The sequence below is a fragment of the Streptomyces sp. JN8 genome (assembly GCF_055808075.1).
Window position 1 is genome coordinate 2183071 of the sequence record NZ_CM147852.1, and the last position, 15332, is coordinate 2198402.

Below are 15332 nucleotides of genomic sequence, written 5' to 3' on the forward strand. Positions count from 1 at the left end.
GACGGTCGCGGGTGAGCGGATGATCCCCCGCTCACCCGCTCACCCGCGACCCCGCGCGGAGCCGGCCCGGGTACGCCCGACGGGCGGCCCACCGCCACCCGGGGGCCGGGGCATGGGTGCCGGCACGGATGGACAAGACGCCGGAAACTGGTCAGGATGAGGCGGGGACATGGGTCCCGTCGCAGGTCAGGGGCTCGGAGCAGGCAAGGGAGAGAGTCGCGAGACATGTCGCTGTACTGGCGCATCTTCCTCCTGAACGCCTCGGTGCTCATCGTCGCCGTCCTCCTGCTGCTGGGCCCGGTGACGGTCTCCACGCCCGTCCTCGCGGGTGAGGCGATCGTGCTCGTGGCGGGCCTGGTCGCGATGCTCCTCGCGAACGCCCTGCTGCTGCGTCTCGGCCTGGCGCCGCTCCAGCGCCTCACCCGCGCGATGCGGACGGCGGACCTGCTGCGGCCCGGGCGGCGCGCGGAGGTGGCGGGGCGCGGCGAGCTCGCCGACCTGACGCGCACCTACAACACGATGCTCGACCGGCTGGAGGCCGAGCGGGCCGCGAGCACCGCACGCGCCCTCTCGGCGCAGGAGGAGGAGCGGCGGCGGATCGCCCAGGAGCTGCACGACGAGGTGGGGCAGACCCTCACGGCGGTGCTGCTCCAGCTGCGGCACGCCGCGAACCACGCCCCGGACGAGCTGCGCCCGGAGCTCCACCAGGCCCAGGAGACCACCCGGGCGAGCCTGGACGAGATCCGCCGCATCGCACGCCGGCTGCGGCCCGGGGTCTTGGAGGAGCTGGGCCTGCACAGTGCGCTCAAGTCGCTGGCCTCGGAGTTCTCCACGCCGGGTCTCACGGTGCGGTCCCACATCGAGGCGGGCCTCCCGAAGCTGGACCACGAGACGGAACTGGTCCTCTACCGCGTGGCGCAGGAGGGCCTGACCAACACCGCCCGGCACGCGGGCGCGACCCGCGTCGACCTCCGCCTGGGCCTGCTGCCCCACCGCGGGGTCGGCCTCCTGGTCAAGGACGACGGCCGCGGGATCGGGCACGCGCCGGAGGGCGCGGGCCTCAGCGGCATGCGGGAGCGCGCCCTGCTGATCGGCGCGCGGCTGACGATCCGCGACGGCGAAGGCGGCGGCACGGAAGTCCACTTGAGCACACCGAGCGGTAAGGCGACGCCATGACGGCCCCCACACCTCCCCCGGCCCCGGAACCTGCCTCCCCCACCCGGATCCTCCTCGCGGACGACCACGCGCTGGTCCGCGGCGGGGTGCGCCTGATCCTGGACGCGGAGCCGGACCTGACGGTCGTCGCGGAGGCGGCGGACGGTGCGGAGGCGGTGGCGCTGGCCCGCTCCGAAGCCGTCGACCTGGCGGTCCTGGACATCTCGATGCCGCGCATGACCGGGCTCCAGGCCGCGCGTGAACTCAGCCGCCTCCGGCCGGAGCTGAGGATCCTCATCCTCACCATGTACGACAACGAGCAGTACTTCTTCGAGGCCCTGAAGGCGGGCGCGAGCGGCTACGTCCTGAAGTCGGTGGCGGACCGCGACCTGGTGGAGGCGTGCCGGGCCGCGGTCCGCGACGAGCCCTTCATCTACCCGGGCGCGGAGACGGCCCTCATCCGCACCTACCTCGACCGTGCCGAGCAGGGCAGGCCGCTGCCCGACAAGGCCGTCACGGAGCGCGAGGAGGAGATCCTCAAGCTGGTCGCGGAGGGCCACAGCTCCAAGGAGATCGGCGACCTCCTCGTCATCAGCCCGAAGACGGTGGAACGCCACCGCGCCAACCTCCTCCAGAAGCTGGGCATGCGGGACCGCCTGGAGCTGACCCGGTACGCCATCCGGGTCGGGCTGATCGAACCCTAGGGTTGTCCTGCCGACCAGGCCGGGCTCGCGGGGCCTGATCGACAGGACAACCCCCTGAGGCGCGGACGGACCCGCCCCCCCGGCCGGGCGCGCGGCCCGGCCGGCGGGGTGCTCCTCAGGGGTTGGCCGTCAGCGCGGTCCGGGGCTGGTAGAGCAGGACCGGGGCCGGATCCGGGGGATCGTCGGCCGGGAAGAAGCGCGCCAGCTCGTGGCGGCCGCTGATGCGTAACTTCCGGTACGAGTGCGTGAGATGGGACTCGACGTTCCGCAGGCTCACCTGGAGCAGCCGCGCGATGTCGCGGTTGCTCAGACCGCGGGCGGCCAGTTCGGACACCTGGCGCTCGGTGGGGGTGAGCAGCGACTCCGCCGAGTCCTTGCGCGGGTCGGGGCGGCCGCCCGCGTCCCGCAGCTCCCGCTGCACCGCCTCCACCAGGCCGTCGGCGCCGAGCGAGATGCCGACCTCGTTGGCGCGGTGGAGCAGTTCGCGGGACCGGCGGGGTGTGCCGCCCTGCCGGTGGGCGCGGCCCGCCGCGTACAGGGCGTGGGCGAACAGCAGCGGGGAGGGGGTGGGTTCGAGGAGTTCCACGGCGCGGTCGGCGAGCCTCAGGGCCTCGCGGCCGGAGCCGGCCTCCGCCTCGGCGACCAGGGCCCGGCCGAGCGCGAAGGGAGCACCCCAGCGTTCGGCCGACGCGGTCTCCTCCTGGGCGGCGCGGCGGGCCGCGGTGACGTTGCGGCGGGCCAGCTGGAGGGCGGAGCGGGTGGAACGCCACGGGAGGACCGCCGGGTTGGTGATCCCGCGCCGGGTCAGCTCCTCCTCGCAGTGGGCGAGGAGGACCAGGCCGCGCCGGGCCTCGCCGAGCCGGCCCAGGGCCCGGCCGGCGCTGTGCAGGAGGTGCAGCCGCCACCAGGTGACCGGCCGGTCGCCGGGCAGCGGCGGGGCATCGTCGAGAAGGGCCCCGGCGGCGGCGACGTCGTCCCGTTCCAGGGCGACGTCGATGAGCACGCTGCGGGCGAGCGGGCCCACGTGGAACCGTCCGGCACGGATGCGGGTGAGCAGGTCGAGCGCCTCGCGGGCGTCGCTCTCGGCCCGGGCCAGCTGGCCGCGGTGCAGCTGCACCAGACCGCGTACGGCGAGGGCCTCGGCGATCCGGGTCGCGCGGCCGTCGGCGCGGGCGAGTCCGACCTCGGTGTCGATGTGCCGCCGGGCCTCCTCCGCGTCGCCCGCCCACAGTTGGGCGAGCAGGGCCTGGTACCAGCGGGCGGAGCCGTACGGGGCGCGGGGGACGGACAGCAGCCGGTCGGCGATCCGGCGCGCCGCGGACGCCGAGTCGCCGGTGGCGGTGCGCAGCAGCAGGACCCGGAGCAGCCGGTCCTCCTCGGCGGGGTGGTGGCGCCCGTGGAGGGGGTGGGCCGGCTCGGCGCGGGGGTCGCCGCCGGGGGCGCGGTCCCCGGCCCGGTGGCCGTCGTCGCCGGGGTGTCCCTCGCCCGTGCCGGGCGCGCGGCCGCCGTCGTGGAACCGTACCTGCGCCACCGCCTCGCGGAGCCGGGCCGCGGCGGTCGGGCCGAGGGTGCCCTCCGTCTCGCGCCGCGCCTGTTCCAGGACCTCCAGGGCGCCCGCCGTGTCGTCCAGGCGCAGCCTGAGGTAGGAGAGCCGCAGGGCGTGCCGGAACCTTTCGGCGGGCGCGGTGACGGTGGAGGAGTGGGCGGTCAGGGCGCGGGCCGCGGCGGGCAGGTCGAGGCCGCTGAGGGCCTGGATCCGCAGGGCCTCCGCCCGCCGCTCGTGCCCCGCGGGGACGCCGTGCAGCACGGCCTTCTCGATGAGCCGGCGGGCGCCCGCCGGGTCGTGCTCGACCACGCCCTGCGCCACCTCCATGAGCAGCTGCGCCATCCAGGGTTCGTCCAGGCGGTGGGAGCGCAGCAGATGGGCGGCGACGTCCTCGCTCGGGTCGCCGCGGTAGCGCATCCTGCGGGCGGCGAGCCGGTGCAGTTCGGCGCGCTCGGCGCAGGGGATGTCCTGGTAGAGGAGTCCGGCGAGGAGGGGGTGGCGGAACTTCATGTCGTGGGGACAGAGCAGTCCGGACTCGGTGAGTCTGCTGATACATCGACACGCGTCCTCGGTGGGGACGCCGCAGAGGTCCGCGAGGAGGGCGGCGTCCACCGGGCCGCGCAGGATGCTGGCGGCGCGGGCGATGTCCAGTCCGTGCGGGTCGATCCGCCGGAGCATGCACAGGATGCGCTCCTTGACGGCCTGGAGTCCCAGTCGTTCGTCCGGCGGGGCGCCCGGGGTCCGGCCGGCGCGCCCCTCGGCCGGGTGCGCGGGCAGGGCGGGGTAGCCGGGGTGCGCGGAGAACGCCGGGTATCCGGGGGCCGTCTGCGGCGCGGGCCGGCCCCGCCGCGGGGACCGGCCGGCCCGGCGCCGTGGTCCGCGCCCGCGGGGACGAGGGGTCCGGAGCGGATCGCGGGGCCGGTCCGTATCTGCTCGGTCAGCAGGTAGGGGTTGCCGCCGGTCCCCGCGACGAGCGCGTCCACGGCCTCGTGGCCGTGGCCGTGGCCGCACAGGGAGGTGGCCAGGTCGAGGGCGGCGCTCGGGCTGAGGTCGCTCAGGTGGATGTGGCGGTCGGGGCGCAGCCCCTCCATGAACTCGACCAGCAGGTGCTGGTCGCTGGCCGGTTCGCCGCAGCGCTTGGTGGCCAGCAGGACGACGGGGAGGTTCTCCAGACGGCGGCTCAGGAAGCCGAGCCACAGCAGCGACGGGCAGTCGACGTGCTGGACGCTGTCGACGGTCAGCAGGATCGGGGTGCGCCGTGCGGCCCGGCCCACGCTCGCGCAGAGCTCCGCGAGGAGCGGGTAGTCGGGCTGGACCCGGCCGCCCTCGTGCGGCTCGCCGTAGGCGGCGAAGGTGCGGTCCCAGTCGTGGGCGGTGTCCGGCAGCGTCCCGAGCAGCTGGTGCACGACCCCGAGCGGGAAGCGCTGCTCCGCCGGTGACGCGGTGGCGGAGAGGACGAGCATCCCCTCGTCGCGGGCCGTCTCCTCGGCCCAGCGCAGCAGCGAGGTCTTGCCGGTGCCGATGATGCCCTCCAGCAGGGCCACGGCGCCCGCGCCCGCTCTCGCGGCGGCCAGTATCTCGATGATGGTCTTCGATTCCCCGCTCCTGCCGAACAGCTCCTTGGGCACCGCCCCACACCTCCCTGCCGAACAGTGGAATGACTCGGACGAGGTCGCCACTTCGGCAGGGGGAGGTCAAACGGAAAAGCTGTGGAGCCGACGCCGTCAAGGCCCTTTTCAGGTCATGGCCCGAAACGCCGCCGTCCTACTGGAAATGCCTTCTTCAGACGACGTGGAGATCGATCGAAGTCCTCCACGCCGATCCCCCGAACACCGGTGAACGGCCCACACCTCCGAGGATCCCGACGCTAACACGGGGGCCGCCATATTTGTACAGCGGATCTCGTCGCACGGATTCCGGACGTATTCCTTCGGCCATTGCTTCGGTTCCACCGTATTGAGGGAAATGGGGGCCGCACGGGTACGGTCGGCACCCATGCACGGCGGTGACCAGTGAACGTCCCGGAATGCGGTGCCGCGCACGGCAGTTCACCACCGGCCAATTGGCGTGAATCTGATGGAGGGAGCGGTACCCGCGTGTCCGCGATCAGCGAGGAGCTCCGCACCGAACAGTTCGTCATGTCCCTGCGCGGAGTCGTGCCGTACGTGTACGAGCAGGCCTGGCAGTCCGTCCTCGACGGCACCCCCCTGTCCCGCACCGCGCTCCACCGCGGCCCGGACGGCCTGCTGCGCCGCACGCTGCGGCCCGAGGTCCGCTTCCGGCTCCAGATCGTGGACTGGCGGGCCACCCGGGCCGCGGTGCAGGACGCCCGGCTGGCCGAGCGCCTGGCCGGCGAGTCCGCGACCGGACTGCCCCTCGACCGGGCCCCGTTGATGTGCGCGACCCTGATCCGGCGCTCGGACCGCGACTGGACCTTCGCCTGGCGGTACGCCCGTGAGTTGATGGACCGGCAGGCGGGGCTGCGGATCCTCGAGGAGGCCGCGGACGCGTACGCGGTGCTGCTGCGCGGCGGCACCCCCCGGACCGCCGCCCTCGCCCGGGGACCGGTGGCGCGATGAGCGGCGACACGTCGGTACGGCTGTTCTGCCTGCCCTTCGAGGGGGCCTCGGCGGGCGTCTACCTGCCCTGGGCCGAGGCGCTGGGGACCTCGGTGGTCGTCACCCCCGTCGAGCTGCCGGGCCGCGGCCGGCATCCCCGCACCCGTCCCTGCGGCCGGCTGGAGCCGCTGCTCGCCGAGGTCATCCCGTACGTCGCCCGCATGCGGGACCGGCCGTTCGCCCTCTACGGGCACGGCTTCGGCGCCCTCCTCGCGTACGAGATCGCCGCCCGCCTGGAGTGGGAGTACGACGCGGTGGCGGAGCGGCTGTACGTCTCCGGGGCCGGGGTCCCCCACCGGCGCGCCCCCGAGCACGCCCTCGCGCAGCTGCCGGACGCCGAGCTGCTGCGGCGGCTCGGCCGGCGGGGCCGGATCCCCCCGGGCGCCCTCGACCCGCTGCGGGCGCCCCGGGTGCTGCCCGCGCTCCGCGCCGACCTCGCCGTCCTGGAGGCGTACCGGCGCGACCCGCGCCACATCGTGCACTGCCCGGTCACCGCGATGGGGGGCAGCGAGGACCCGAGCGTCACCGGGGCCGACCTGGCCGGCTGGCGCCGCTGCACCCGGCGACCCCTGCGGGTCGACACCGTCACCGGCGGCCACTACTTCCCGCTCACCGCCCGCTGGGAGCTGCTCGACACCTTCAGCCGGGACCTGATGCGCCCCCGGGTGCGCGCTCCGCGGGCCGTCGGCGGCGGCCGTCCCCGCGTACCGGCCGGTTCCGTTCCGCGTGGTCCGGCGGCCGGTCCCGGAACCGGCAACAAGAGTTGTCCGGTGTCCCCCGCGTCCCCATCCTGGCCCGCGGAGGTGACCGCATGACACCCACACAGGACACCGGAGGCCCCGCCGGTGACGCCCTCGGCACCGCGGACAGGGCCGGGGGCGACGGCGCGGACGGAGCGGGACGCGCGGGGGGACACGCAGGGGGACACGGAGACCGGCGCACGGACGGGCCCGCGGCGGGATCCGCCGGCGGGCCCGCGGAGGGGACCGCAGAGCCGGCCCAGGACCAGGCCGGACACCCGGCCGAGCAGGAAGCCGAGGCCCGGGCCGAGGACCACGCCGAGCAGGAGGCCGAGCTGCACGCCGGCTTCCTGGCCGAGGCCGTCCACTGGCTGCGGGGCCTGCTCGGCCCGGCGGACCGGGCCGGGACGGGCGTCCACCGGATCCTCGACATCGGCAGCGGCCCCGGTGTCGCCTCGCGCGCGCTGGCCGACGCCTTCCCGGAGGCGCGGGTCGTCGCCGTGGACCGGTCGGCCGCCATGCTCGCCCGGGCCCGCGCCCTGGCCGCCGAGCACGGGCTGGCCGACCGGATCACCACACGGCGGGCCGAACGGCCCGAGGAGTTCGCCCGGTCCGGCCCCGTCGACCTGATCTGGACCGGGAACGTCTGCCGCCACCTCGGCGACCAGCAGGCCGCCCTGCGGAGCATGGCCGCCGCGCTGCGGCCCGGCGGACTGCTCGCCGTCGCCGAACGCGGTCTGCCGCCGCGGTTCCTGCCGCGGGACATCGGCATCGGGCGGCCCGGACTCCAGGCGCGCCTGGACGCCGCGGCCGAGGAGCAGGTCACGGCCCGGCGGTCCCGGCTCCCCGGGGCGACCTCCGTGGTCGAGGACTGGCCCTGCATGCTGGCCTCGGCCGGGCTGGTCCCCGCCGGCACCCGCACCTTCCTCATCGAGTTCCCGGCCCCGCTCGACGTACCGGTGCGGCGCCACCTCCACGCCCGGCTGCGGGAACTGCTCGCCGACCTCGGCGAGCGCCTCGACCTCGTCGACCGGCTCACCGTCGAGCAGCTCCTCGACGGGGACGCCTGCACCGGGGTCCTGTGGCGGCCCGACGCCTTCTACCTGACCGCCGTCACCGTGCACACCGCGCGTTTGTGCCGGCCCCTCGCCGACCGCTGAATCCGGCCGGTGAATTCGTCACCTTGGCGACATCCGATCAGCGACGGAAAAGGAGAACGAATTAACTAAGGAGATTAGCAGCGCCCCTCCTTCCGCAATGCCCCCGAAGCGCGCCCGCCCTCGGGGGCCTTCGGCATGTCCGGAATCCGCGCCTCTCCCGTAAGCCCCGTCCCACGGTCCCGGCTCACCACCCGCACCCCTTGCCCGCGCTTACGGACCGCACCCGCACCAGGCCCGTAGGAACGCACCCCCCGCAGATTCTTCGGTCAGCCCTACGGTCCCACCGTATTGAGGCCCTCACCCCCGCACTCCTACGTTCCTTCCCAGAACGGCCGATCCGGAAAGGAACCGATCCGGACGGCACCCGGGCGATGGACGGAGGACACGTGAGGATACGGATTCTCGGCCCGCTGCACGCCGAGACGGCCGGAGCCCCGGTCGTCCCGAGCGCGGCCAAGACACGGCAGATCATGGCGCTCCTGGCGCTCCACCCCGGCCACCCCGTCCCGGTGGCCGTCCTCAAGGAGGAACTCTGGGGCGCGCTGCCGCCGAGCAGCGCGCACAGCACCCTCCAGACCTACGTCCTCCGGCTGCGCCGGTCCCTGGCCGCCGCCCTCGGCGGGCCGTACGGCACGGAGGGGAGGGGCGCGGGCAGCGGAGCGGCACGGGCACGGGCCCTGCTGGCCACCGGCCACGACGGCTACCTCCTTCGCGTCGCCGAGAGCGACGTCGACGCCTTCGCCTTCCAGCGCGCCGCGCAGGCCGGGCACAGCGCCTTCGCCGACGGCGACAGCGCCCGTGCCGCCCTGCTGCTGCGCGAGGCCCTCGCGCTGTGGAAGGGGCCGGCCCTGGTGGACGTGCGGGCCGGGGCGGCGCTGCGGATCCACGCCGCCCGTCTCGAAGAGGCGCGGCTGCTCGCCACCGAACGCCGGCTCGACGCCGAACTGCGGCTCGGGCTGCACGGCGAGCTCCTCGCCGAGCTCGTCGAGCTGACCCGCCTCCACCCCGCCAACGAACGGCTCCACGCCCAGGCGATGGTGGCCTTCTACCGCGCCGGCCGCCAGTCCGAGGCGCTCCAGCTCTACCGGGGCCTGCGGCGGCGGCTCGTCGAGGAGCTGGGCGTGGAGCCCGCCCCGCGACTCCAGCGGCTGCACCAGGCGATGCTCTCGGTCGATCCGCGCCTGGACGCCCCCGCCCACGGCGGCCGGCCGACCCCGACCTTCGACCTCTACGCGGCCTGACCCCGCCCCCCTCCCCACCCGCACCTCCCCCGCCCGGCGCCGCGCTTCCCACCCGCGCCCCCGACCCCCTCCCGCTCCCCACCGCACAGACACCCGAGAGAGGCGACACAGTGACGGACCCGGCCACGGACCAGGACCCGGCGCGGCACCAGGACGCGCCCCCCGTACCCACCCTCTACGAATGGATCGGCGGCACCGAGGCGCTGGAGCGGCTCACCGAGGCGTTCTACGCACGCGTCCGCAAGGACGAGATCCTCGCCCCGCTCTTCCGGCACATGGACGACGACCACCCGCAGCACGTCGCCACCTTCCTCGGCGAGGTGCTGGGCGGGCCGACGCACTACACCGAGCAGCACGGCGGCTACCCGCACATGGTCTCCCGCCACCGGGGCCGGGCCATCAAGCCGGAGCAGCGGGCCCGCTGGGTGGAGCTGATGCTGACGGCGATGGACGAGGTCGGGCTGCCCGAGGACGCCGAGTTCCGCTCGGCCTTCGTCGGCTACATCGAGTTCGGCTCGCGCCGCGCCATGGCCAACTCGCAGCCGGGCGTCGGCCCCGGCAGCCGCACCACCATCAAGAAGTGGGGCTGGGGCGAGGGCGTACCCGGTGACGAGTGACCCCGGGCCCGGCCTCCGGGGCGCCGGCCGGCGCGGTCCCCGGGACGCCCGCCGGAACCGGCCCTCCCCCGGGCCGCCGCGCCGTCCCGGTATCGGCAACAAATGTTGTCCGCACGCGGAGCCCGGTTCCAGCATGGGGGCCACTGGTGATCACCACGATCCGGCGGACCGCCGAGGCCGGCAGACCGGCGCGCACCCGCCCTGATCCACCTGCCCGAACCGTCTCAACGAGGAGTCCGCTCATGCGTTTGGCCACCCCCGGGGCTGTGCGACGCGTCCCCCCGCACCCCGTCGCCGCACCCCGCCCCAGCACCGTCCCGCACCCCGCCACGACCCCGGCGACCACCGGCACGCAGACGGGAGGCGGCCGGCGATGAGCGTCCAGACCGAGCCCCAGGAAGCGGCCGCGCCCAAGGCCGGCGGACGGCTTCCGCTCGCCGTCTACCTGCTCGCGTTCAGCCTGTTCGCGATGGGCAGCGCCGAGTTCCTGCTCGCCGGCGTCCTCCCGGACATCGCCGACGACCTCGACATCTCCCTCTCCTCCGCGGGCGCCCTCATCTCGGCCTTCGCCATCGGCGTGGTGATCGGCGGGCCTCCGCTGGCCGTCCTGACCCTGCGCTGGCCGCGCCGGACGACCCTGGTGATCTCCCAGGCGGTGTTCGCCGCCGGCGTCGCCGTCGGTCTGCTGACCGACGACTTCACCGTGCTGCTGGTCACCCGCTTCCTGATCGGCCTCGCCTACGCCGGGTTCTGGGCCGTCGCCGCGGTCACCGCGATCTCCCTCGTCACCCCCGACCGCACCGCCCGGGCCTCCGGCGTCGTGGTCAGCGGCCTCAGCATCGCCATGGTCGCCGGCGGCCCGGCCGGCGCCTTCCTCAGCCACTTCACCGGCTGGCAGGGCGGGTTCTGGGCGGTGGTCGCGCTGACCGTGCTGAGCGCGATCGCCACGATCGTCGCCGTGCCCGCCACCAAGGCGGCGCAGGAGCCCAGCGTGAAGCGCGAGCTGCGGACGATGCGGCAGCCTCAGCTGTGGGTGGTGTACGCCGCGACCCTGCTCAGCACCGCCGCGTACATGATCTCGTACAACTACCTCGCGGCCTTCCTCACGGACATCACCGGTGTCGACTCGGTGTGGGTGCCCGGCATCCTGGTCCTCTTCGGCATCGGCGCCTTCATCGGCCTCTCCATCGGCGGCCGGATCGCCGACGGACGCCCCCACCACGCCCTGCTCATCGGGGCCGGCGGGATCCTCGTCTGCTCCGTGCTGCTCGCGCTCCTCGCCGAGTACGCGGTGGCCGTCGTCCCGCTCGTCCTGCTCCTGGGCGTCGCCGGCTTCGTCCTCAACCCGGCGATCTACGGGCGGGTGTTCACCGTCGCGTCCGGCGCTCCGACGCTCGCCGGGGCGACCGCCGTCTCCATGTTCCAGCTCGGCATCAGCGTGGTCCCCGTCCTCGCGGGCGTGGCCCTCGGCGCCGGTGCCGGCCTCACCTCGATCCCGTGGCTGGGCGCGGGACTGGCCGTCCTCACCATCCCGGTCGTCCTGGTCGAGCGCACGATGGCCCGCAACCGGGCCGCCCGCACCGCCGAGACCGCGAGCGCCCCGGCGGGCACGACCGCGCAGGCGGTCACGGACAACTGACCACCGTCATGGCACACCACCGGTAGCCGCGGAGAGCTCCGTCCCCCGGGACTCTCCGCCGGCTCCCCCACAGGGAGGACCTCATGGACAACGAGCTGGGCTACGAACTCGGCACCTGGGTCGTGACACAGATCCAGAGCCCCGACCGCCCCACGCAGTCGACCTTCTCGCTGCTCGGCAGGGAATGGGACCTGTTGCCCGAGGTGTTCCCGCCCTACACCGACCCCGGCCCCGGCCTGTTCGCGTCCTGGGTGCCGTACGAGCGGGGTACCCGCTTCCTGGAGCTGGGCTGCGGCGCCGGCATCGCCGCGGTGCTCGCGGCGCAGCACGGGGCCGCGCGGGTGCTCGCCACCGACATCAACCCGGCCGCCGTGGAGAACGCCCGGCGCAACGCCGAACGGCACGGGGTGGCCGACCGGTTCACCGCACTCACCAGCGACCTCTTCGACGGGCTGGACCCCGACGAGCGGCTCGACACGGTCTTCTGGAACACCCCGTTCATCGAGGCGCCCGCCGACCGCCCGTACGCCGGGCACATCGAGCGCGCGGTCTTCGACCCCGGGTACGGCCTGGTGAACCGCTTCTTCCGGGACGTGGTCCGCCATCTGGCCCCCGACGGCCGGGTCTACCTGGGCACCAGCGAGGCCATGGGCAACCCCTTCAAGATGCTGCGCGCCGCCGACGAGGCCGGCTTCGAGGGCAAGCGCCTGCGCACCGAGTCCGTCGAACTGCCCGCCGCCGACTTCGGCGACTCGCCCGTGGTCGCGGCGCACACCGACGAACGCGGCATCGTCCACATGGACTTCACCCTCTACGAGTTCCGGCGCCGCTGACCCGCGCCGCTCCCGCGCACCTTCCCCGCACCACGCACCAGCAGTTCCGACGCCATCGACCCACCCACACCCATCGGGGCGCCCTGCCGGCGCCCCGGGAGATTGGACATTGATGAACGCCAACAGGAACGCAGACGCGGTCGGCACCGGCTTCGACACCGTCATCGCCGGTAACGGAGTCCTGGGACTGTCGCTCGCCTGGGTCCTGGCGCGACGCGGACAGCGCGTCGCCGTGCTCGGCCAACCCCACCGGCCCTGGGCGGGATCGGCCGCGGCCGGCGCCATGCTCGGCTGTTTCGGCGAGGTCACCACCTCGCTGCTGGCCACCGAGCACGGTCGCCACAAGCTCGAACTCGGCATCAAGGCGACCGAGATGTGGGGTCCGTGGCTGGAGGAGCTGGAGGAGCAGACGGAGGGCGCGCCGGTCAGGACCGCCCAGGGCACCACCGTCGTCCTCAACACCATCGGCACCGCCGAGATCGACGATGCCAACTACAACGCCATCCAGGCCGAACTCACCCGCTACGAGGAGCCGTTCGAGAACGTCGAGCCGGCCGACCTCGACTGGGTCGACGCCGAACCGATCTCCCGTCCGCTGAAGGCCTTCCACATACCCGGCGAGCACGCGGTGAACGCCGCCGCCCTCCTGGAGCGGCTCGAATCGGCCGCGGTCCGGGCCGGCGCGACCCTCGTCCCCGAGTTCGCCACCCGCGTCGAGTACCAGGGCGAGCGGGTCACCGGTGTCGTGCTCGCCTCCGGCCGCACGATCTCCGCCGACCACGTCACCCTGGCCGCCGGGGCGCGCACCCAGGAACTCCTGGACAGCCTGCCCGTGGGCCCCCGCATCCCCCGGCTGGTCAGCGGCTACGGCGTCTCCTCGCTGATCAAGACGCAGGACGGCACCAGCCCGGACAGCGTCATCCGCACGCCGAACCGTTCCTTCGCGTGCGGCCTGCACGTGGTGCCCCGCGGCGACGGACACGTCTACGTCGGCGCGACCAACGTCATCGCCGTGGAGCCGCGTGACACCCCCGAGATGCGCGACCTGGTCTTCCTGCTCCAGTGCGCCCACCGCCAGGTCCGCCGCAACCTCTGGAACAGCGAGGTCACCAAGGTCCAGGTCGGCAACCGGCCGGTCTCCATGGACGGCTTCCCGCTGCTCGGCGACGGCGGCATGCGGGGCCTGACCATCATGACCGGCACCTACCGGGACGGCCTGCACCTGTCGCCGCTGCTCGCGCGGGACTTCGCCGCCCGCATCCTCGGCGAGGAGCCGGAGGCCGACCTCGACCGGTTCGCTCCGCTGCGGCAGCCGTACCGCACCGGCACCCGCGAGGAGATCGTGGACCTCCTCATCGACCACCAGATGGGCATCGGGTACGAGCAGGACTGGACGATCCCCGTCGAGTGGCACCAGTGGATCGAGATGGACCTGCGCCCGGCCACCCTCGCCTGGGCCGACGAGCTCGACCCCGAGTTCACCCCGCCGGCCGAGCTCCTCTTCGCCTCCCGCTTCGACCCGGAGCTGGTCAGCCTGCTGCGGAAGTACTACGCGACCTGCCGCGAGTACCGCTGACCACCGGCGCGTTCCCGCACCCGTCCACCGCGACCGGCCCCACCCGAAAGGACACCCCATGGCTGTCGAGAACATCGACCCGCCCAGCCTCACCAAGCCGTACGGCTGGCACCAGCTGGCCGTCGGCACCGGAAGCCGCGTCATCTTCCTGAGCGGCCAGACCCCGCGCACCGCGGACGGCGAGCCGGTCGGCACCGGCGACCTGGCGGCGCAGACCGAGCAGGTCTACCTGAACATCGCCGCCGGTCTGGAGGCGGCAGGCGCGAGCTTCGAGGACGTCGTGAAGCTGACGATCTACGCGAAGGACTGGTCGCTCGACAAGTGGGAGGCGGTCACCGCGGGCGCCGAGCGCGCGGCCGCCCGGATCGGCGCCGACGTCGTGAAGCCGACCACCCTGGTCGGGGTGGCCACCCTCGCCGAGCCCGACTTCCTCATCGAGATCGAGGCCACGGCGGTCGCCGAGTAGCCGTACCGCCGCGCCCCGTCCCCCGCGGGGCGCGGCGGTACGGCAGGACGCGCAGGCACGGATCAGGGCCCCGCCGGTCACGGCGGGGCCCTGACGCGCGTCCGGGGAGCGGCCGGGGCGGGGGCCGGGCGGGGCCGGGGCTCCGGGCGCGGGGCCCCGGGGTCTCAGGGATCCGGAGGCGGGGCCCCAAGGCTCCGGACGCGGGACCCCAAGGCTCCGGGCGCGGGGTCCCGGGGTCCCGGGCCTCAGGACAGCGTGTGCTGCTTGGCCAGGAGGTCCTCGATCACCGCCGCCACCGTCTCCGGCGCGGGCAGTGCCGGGTGACGGCCGGCCGTCCCGGTGGTGGGGTCGAAACCGTCGTGCCACTCGGGCTCGTTGACGAGCCCGCCGTCCTCGCGGATCCGCGCGATGTTCCGCCGCACGGCCGGCTTGTGCCACATCTTCGCGCCCATCACCGGGAAGTGGACCACCGGGTAGTCCACCGACAGCGCGACCGTGAGGAGACGGTTCGGCGCGGCGCCGGCGGCGGCCGAGGCGAGCGTGTGGGCGGTGGACGGCAGCACCGCGAGGATGTCGTGGTCGGCGGCGAGCCGGGAGGGCTTGTCGGTCGGCCAGTCCGCCGGGGACTCCCCGCTCACCACCCTTTCCGCGAAGAGCGCGACGCTCTCCGGGGAAAGGAACGAGGTGGCCGTGTGGGTCATCAGAACGGTGAACGTGCTGCCCTCGATCTGTCGGCGCATCGCCTCCACATAGATGGGGAGCCTGGTCACCGCGATGGATCCGGTGGCACCGATGAGTATGCGTTTCCCGGTCGACTCCGGGGAGTTTCGAATTCCCATGGGCCGATGATGCCGCCGCCGTCCCGCCGCAGGTCAAGGGCGCCTTCGGGAGGCGACAGGGCGCGTCCAGAGCCGGTCCAGCGAAAGTCCGGCGGACGGGCGGCGGCCCGGAAACCCTTCGGTCGTCCCTACGGTCCCACCGTATTGAGACCGTTTGGCCGCACTGCCTAACGTCGCTTCTCGCAAGGGAATTCGAAA

14 protein-coding genes are annotated in these 15332 nt (G+C 74.3%); 11 read left to right on the forward strand and 3 right to left on the reverse strand.

Annotated features, from left to right (window positions below):
• Positions 1-225 precede the first annotated feature (225 nt).
• Together ACY0MR_RS09425 and ACY0MR_RS09430 are read left to right on the forward strand one after the other, a co-directional pair.
• Positions 226-1176 (forward strand): HAMP domain-containing sensor histidine kinase, encoded by a 951-nt coding sequence (locus tag ACY0MR_RS09425; RefSeq protein ID WP_388803220.1) that lies wholly within the window; start codon positions 226-228, stop codon positions 1174-1176.
• Positions 1173-1859 (forward strand): response regulator transcription factor, encoded by a 687-nt coding sequence (locus ACY0MR_RS09430; RefSeq protein ID WP_361858234.1) that lies wholly within the window; start codon positions 1173-1175, stop codon positions 1857-1859. The genes ACY0MR_RS09425 and ACY0MR_RS09430 overlap by 4 nt, the downstream gene beginning before the upstream one ends.
• 115 nt (positions 1860-1974) lie before the next feature.
• Here the strand turns inward: ACY0MR_RS09430 and ACY0MR_RS09435 are convergent, their stop codons facing one another.
• Together ACY0MR_RS09435 and ACY0MR_RS09440 are read right to left on the reverse strand one after the other, a co-directional pair.
• Positions 1975-3915 carry a LuxR C-terminal-related transcriptional regulator gene (locus ACY0MR_RS09435; RefSeq protein ID WP_473561750.1) on the reverse strand — a complete coding sequence of 647 codons (1941 nt, stop codon included), beginning with the start codon at positions 3913-3915 and terminating at the stop codon, positions 1975-1977.
• Positions 3912-5033, reverse strand: a complete 1122-nt coding sequence (locus ACY0MR_RS09440) for a BREX system ATP-binding domain-containing protein (RefSeq protein WP_473560249.1) — start codon at positions 5031-5033, stop codon at positions 3912-3914. Before ACY0MR_RS09440 ends, ACY0MR_RS09435 begins: the two co-directional genes overlap by 4 nt.
• A 468-nt stretch (positions 5034-5501) precedes the next feature.
• Between ACY0MR_RS09440 and ACY0MR_RS09445 the strand changes: the two genes are divergently transcribed.
• The 9 genes from ACY0MR_RS09445 (at position 5502) to ACY0MR_RS09485 (ending at position 14295) form a co-directional block, all read left to right on the forward strand.
• Positions 5502-5984 carry a hypothetical protein gene (locus ACY0MR_RS09445; protein ID WP_473560251.1) on the forward strand — a complete coding sequence of 161 codons (483 nt, stop codon included), beginning with the start codon at positions 5502-5504 and terminating at the stop codon, positions 5982-5984.
• Positions 5981-6838, forward strand: a complete 858-nt coding sequence (locus tag ACY0MR_RS09450) for a thioesterase II family protein (protein ID WP_473560254.1) — start codon at positions 5981-5983, stop codon at positions 6836-6838. Before ACY0MR_RS09445 ends, ACY0MR_RS09450 begins: the two co-directional genes overlap by 4 nt.
• The gene (locus ACY0MR_RS09455; protein ID WP_473560256.1) at positions 6835-7923 is read left to right on the forward strand and encodes a class I SAM-dependent methyltransferase; all 1089 of its coding nucleotides are present in this window, start codon (positions 6835-6837) and stop codon (positions 7921-7923) included. Before ACY0MR_RS09450 ends, ACY0MR_RS09455 begins: the two co-directional genes overlap by 4 nt.
• Before the next feature lie 386 nt (positions 7924-8309).
• Positions 8310-9164, forward strand: coding sequence for an AfsR/SARP family transcriptional regulator (locus ACY0MR_RS09460; RefSeq protein WP_392045615.1), 855 nt, complete (start codon positions 8310-8312; stop codon positions 9162-9164).
• 110 nt (positions 9165-9274) lie between these two features.
• A complete protein-coding gene (locus tag ACY0MR_RS09465) occupies positions 9275-9781 on the forward strand; it encodes a group II truncated hemoglobin (RefSeq protein WP_361853143.1) in 507 nt (168 codons plus the stop codon).
• Positions 9782-10154: 373 nt separating this feature from the next.
• Positions 10155-11420 (forward strand): Cmx/CmrA family chloramphenicol efflux MFS transporter, encoded by a 1266-nt coding sequence (locus ACY0MR_RS09470; protein WP_388803242.1) that lies wholly within the window; start codon positions 10155-10157, stop codon positions 11418-11420.
• Between the two features lie 83 nt (positions 11421-11503).
• Complete coding sequence (locus ACY0MR_RS09475; RefSeq protein WP_403317922.1) at positions 11504-12253, forward strand: methyltransferase; 750 nt, start codon at positions 11504-11506, stop codon at positions 12251-12253.
• Between the two features lie 112 nt (positions 12254-12365).
• Complete coding sequence (locus ACY0MR_RS09480; protein ID WP_388803248.1) at positions 12366-13829, forward strand: NAD(P)/FAD-dependent oxidoreductase; 1464 nt, start codon at positions 12366-12368, stop codon at positions 13827-13829.
• A 58-nt stretch (positions 13830-13887) separates the two neighbouring features.
• Positions 13888-14295 (forward strand): RidA family protein, encoded by a 408-nt coding sequence (locus ACY0MR_RS09485; protein ID WP_073906487.1) that lies wholly within the window; start codon positions 13888-13890, stop codon positions 14293-14295.
• A 245-nt stretch (positions 14296-14540) separates the two neighbouring features.
• On the opposite strand, the gene ACY0MR_RS09490 is transcribed toward ACY0MR_RS09485, so the two are convergent.
• Complete coding sequence (locus ACY0MR_RS09490) at positions 14541-15134, reverse strand: flavoprotein (RefSeq protein WP_361853154.1); 594 nt, start codon at positions 15132-15134, stop codon at positions 14541-14543.
• Positions 15135-15332: the final 198 nt, after the last annotated feature.

What these genes read in the sequence shown, in the direction of transcription:
- ACY0MR_RS09425 (WP_388803220.1), top strand. Translation starts at nt 226, where the DNA reads ATGTCGCTGTACTGGCGCATCTTCCTCCTGAACGCCTCGGTGCTCATC.
- ACY0MR_RS09430 (WP_361858234.1), top strand. Translation starts at nt 1,173, where the DNA reads ATGACGGCCCCCACACCTCCCCCGGCCCCGGAACCTGCCTCCCCCACC.
- ACY0MR_RS09435 (WP_473561750.1), bottom strand. Translation starts at nt 3,915, where the DNA reads ATGAAGTTCCGCCACCCCCTCCTCGCCGGACTCCTCTACCAGGACATC.
- ACY0MR_RS09450 (WP_473560254.1), top strand. Translation starts at nt 5,981, where the DNA reads ATGAGCGGCGACACGTCGGTACGGCTGTTCTGCCTGCCCTTCGAGGGG.
- ACY0MR_RS09455 (WP_473560256.1), top strand. Translation starts at nt 6,835, where the DNA reads ATGACACCCACACAGGACACCGGAGGCCCCGCCGGTGACGCCCTCGGC.
- ACY0MR_RS09470 (WP_388803242.1), top strand. Translation starts at nt 10,155, where the DNA reads ATGAGCGTCCAGACCGAGCCCCAGGAAGCGGCCGCGCCCAAGGCCGGC.
- ACY0MR_RS09475 (WP_403317922.1), top strand. Translation starts at nt 11,504, where the DNA reads ATGGACAACGAGCTGGGCTACGAACTCGGCACCTGGGTCGTGACACAG.
- ACY0MR_RS09480 (WP_388803248.1), top strand. Translation starts at nt 12,366, where the DNA reads ATGAACGCCAACAGGAACGCAGACGCGGTCGGCACCGGCTTCGACACC.
- ACY0MR_RS09485 (WP_073906487.1), top strand. Translation starts at nt 13,888, where the DNA reads ATGGCTGTCGAGAACATCGACCCGCCCAGCCTCACCAAGCCGTACGGC.
- ACY0MR_RS09490 (WP_361853154.1), bottom strand. Translation starts at nt 15,134, where the DNA reads ATGGGAATTCGAAACTCCCCGGAGTCGACCGGGAAACGCATACTCATC.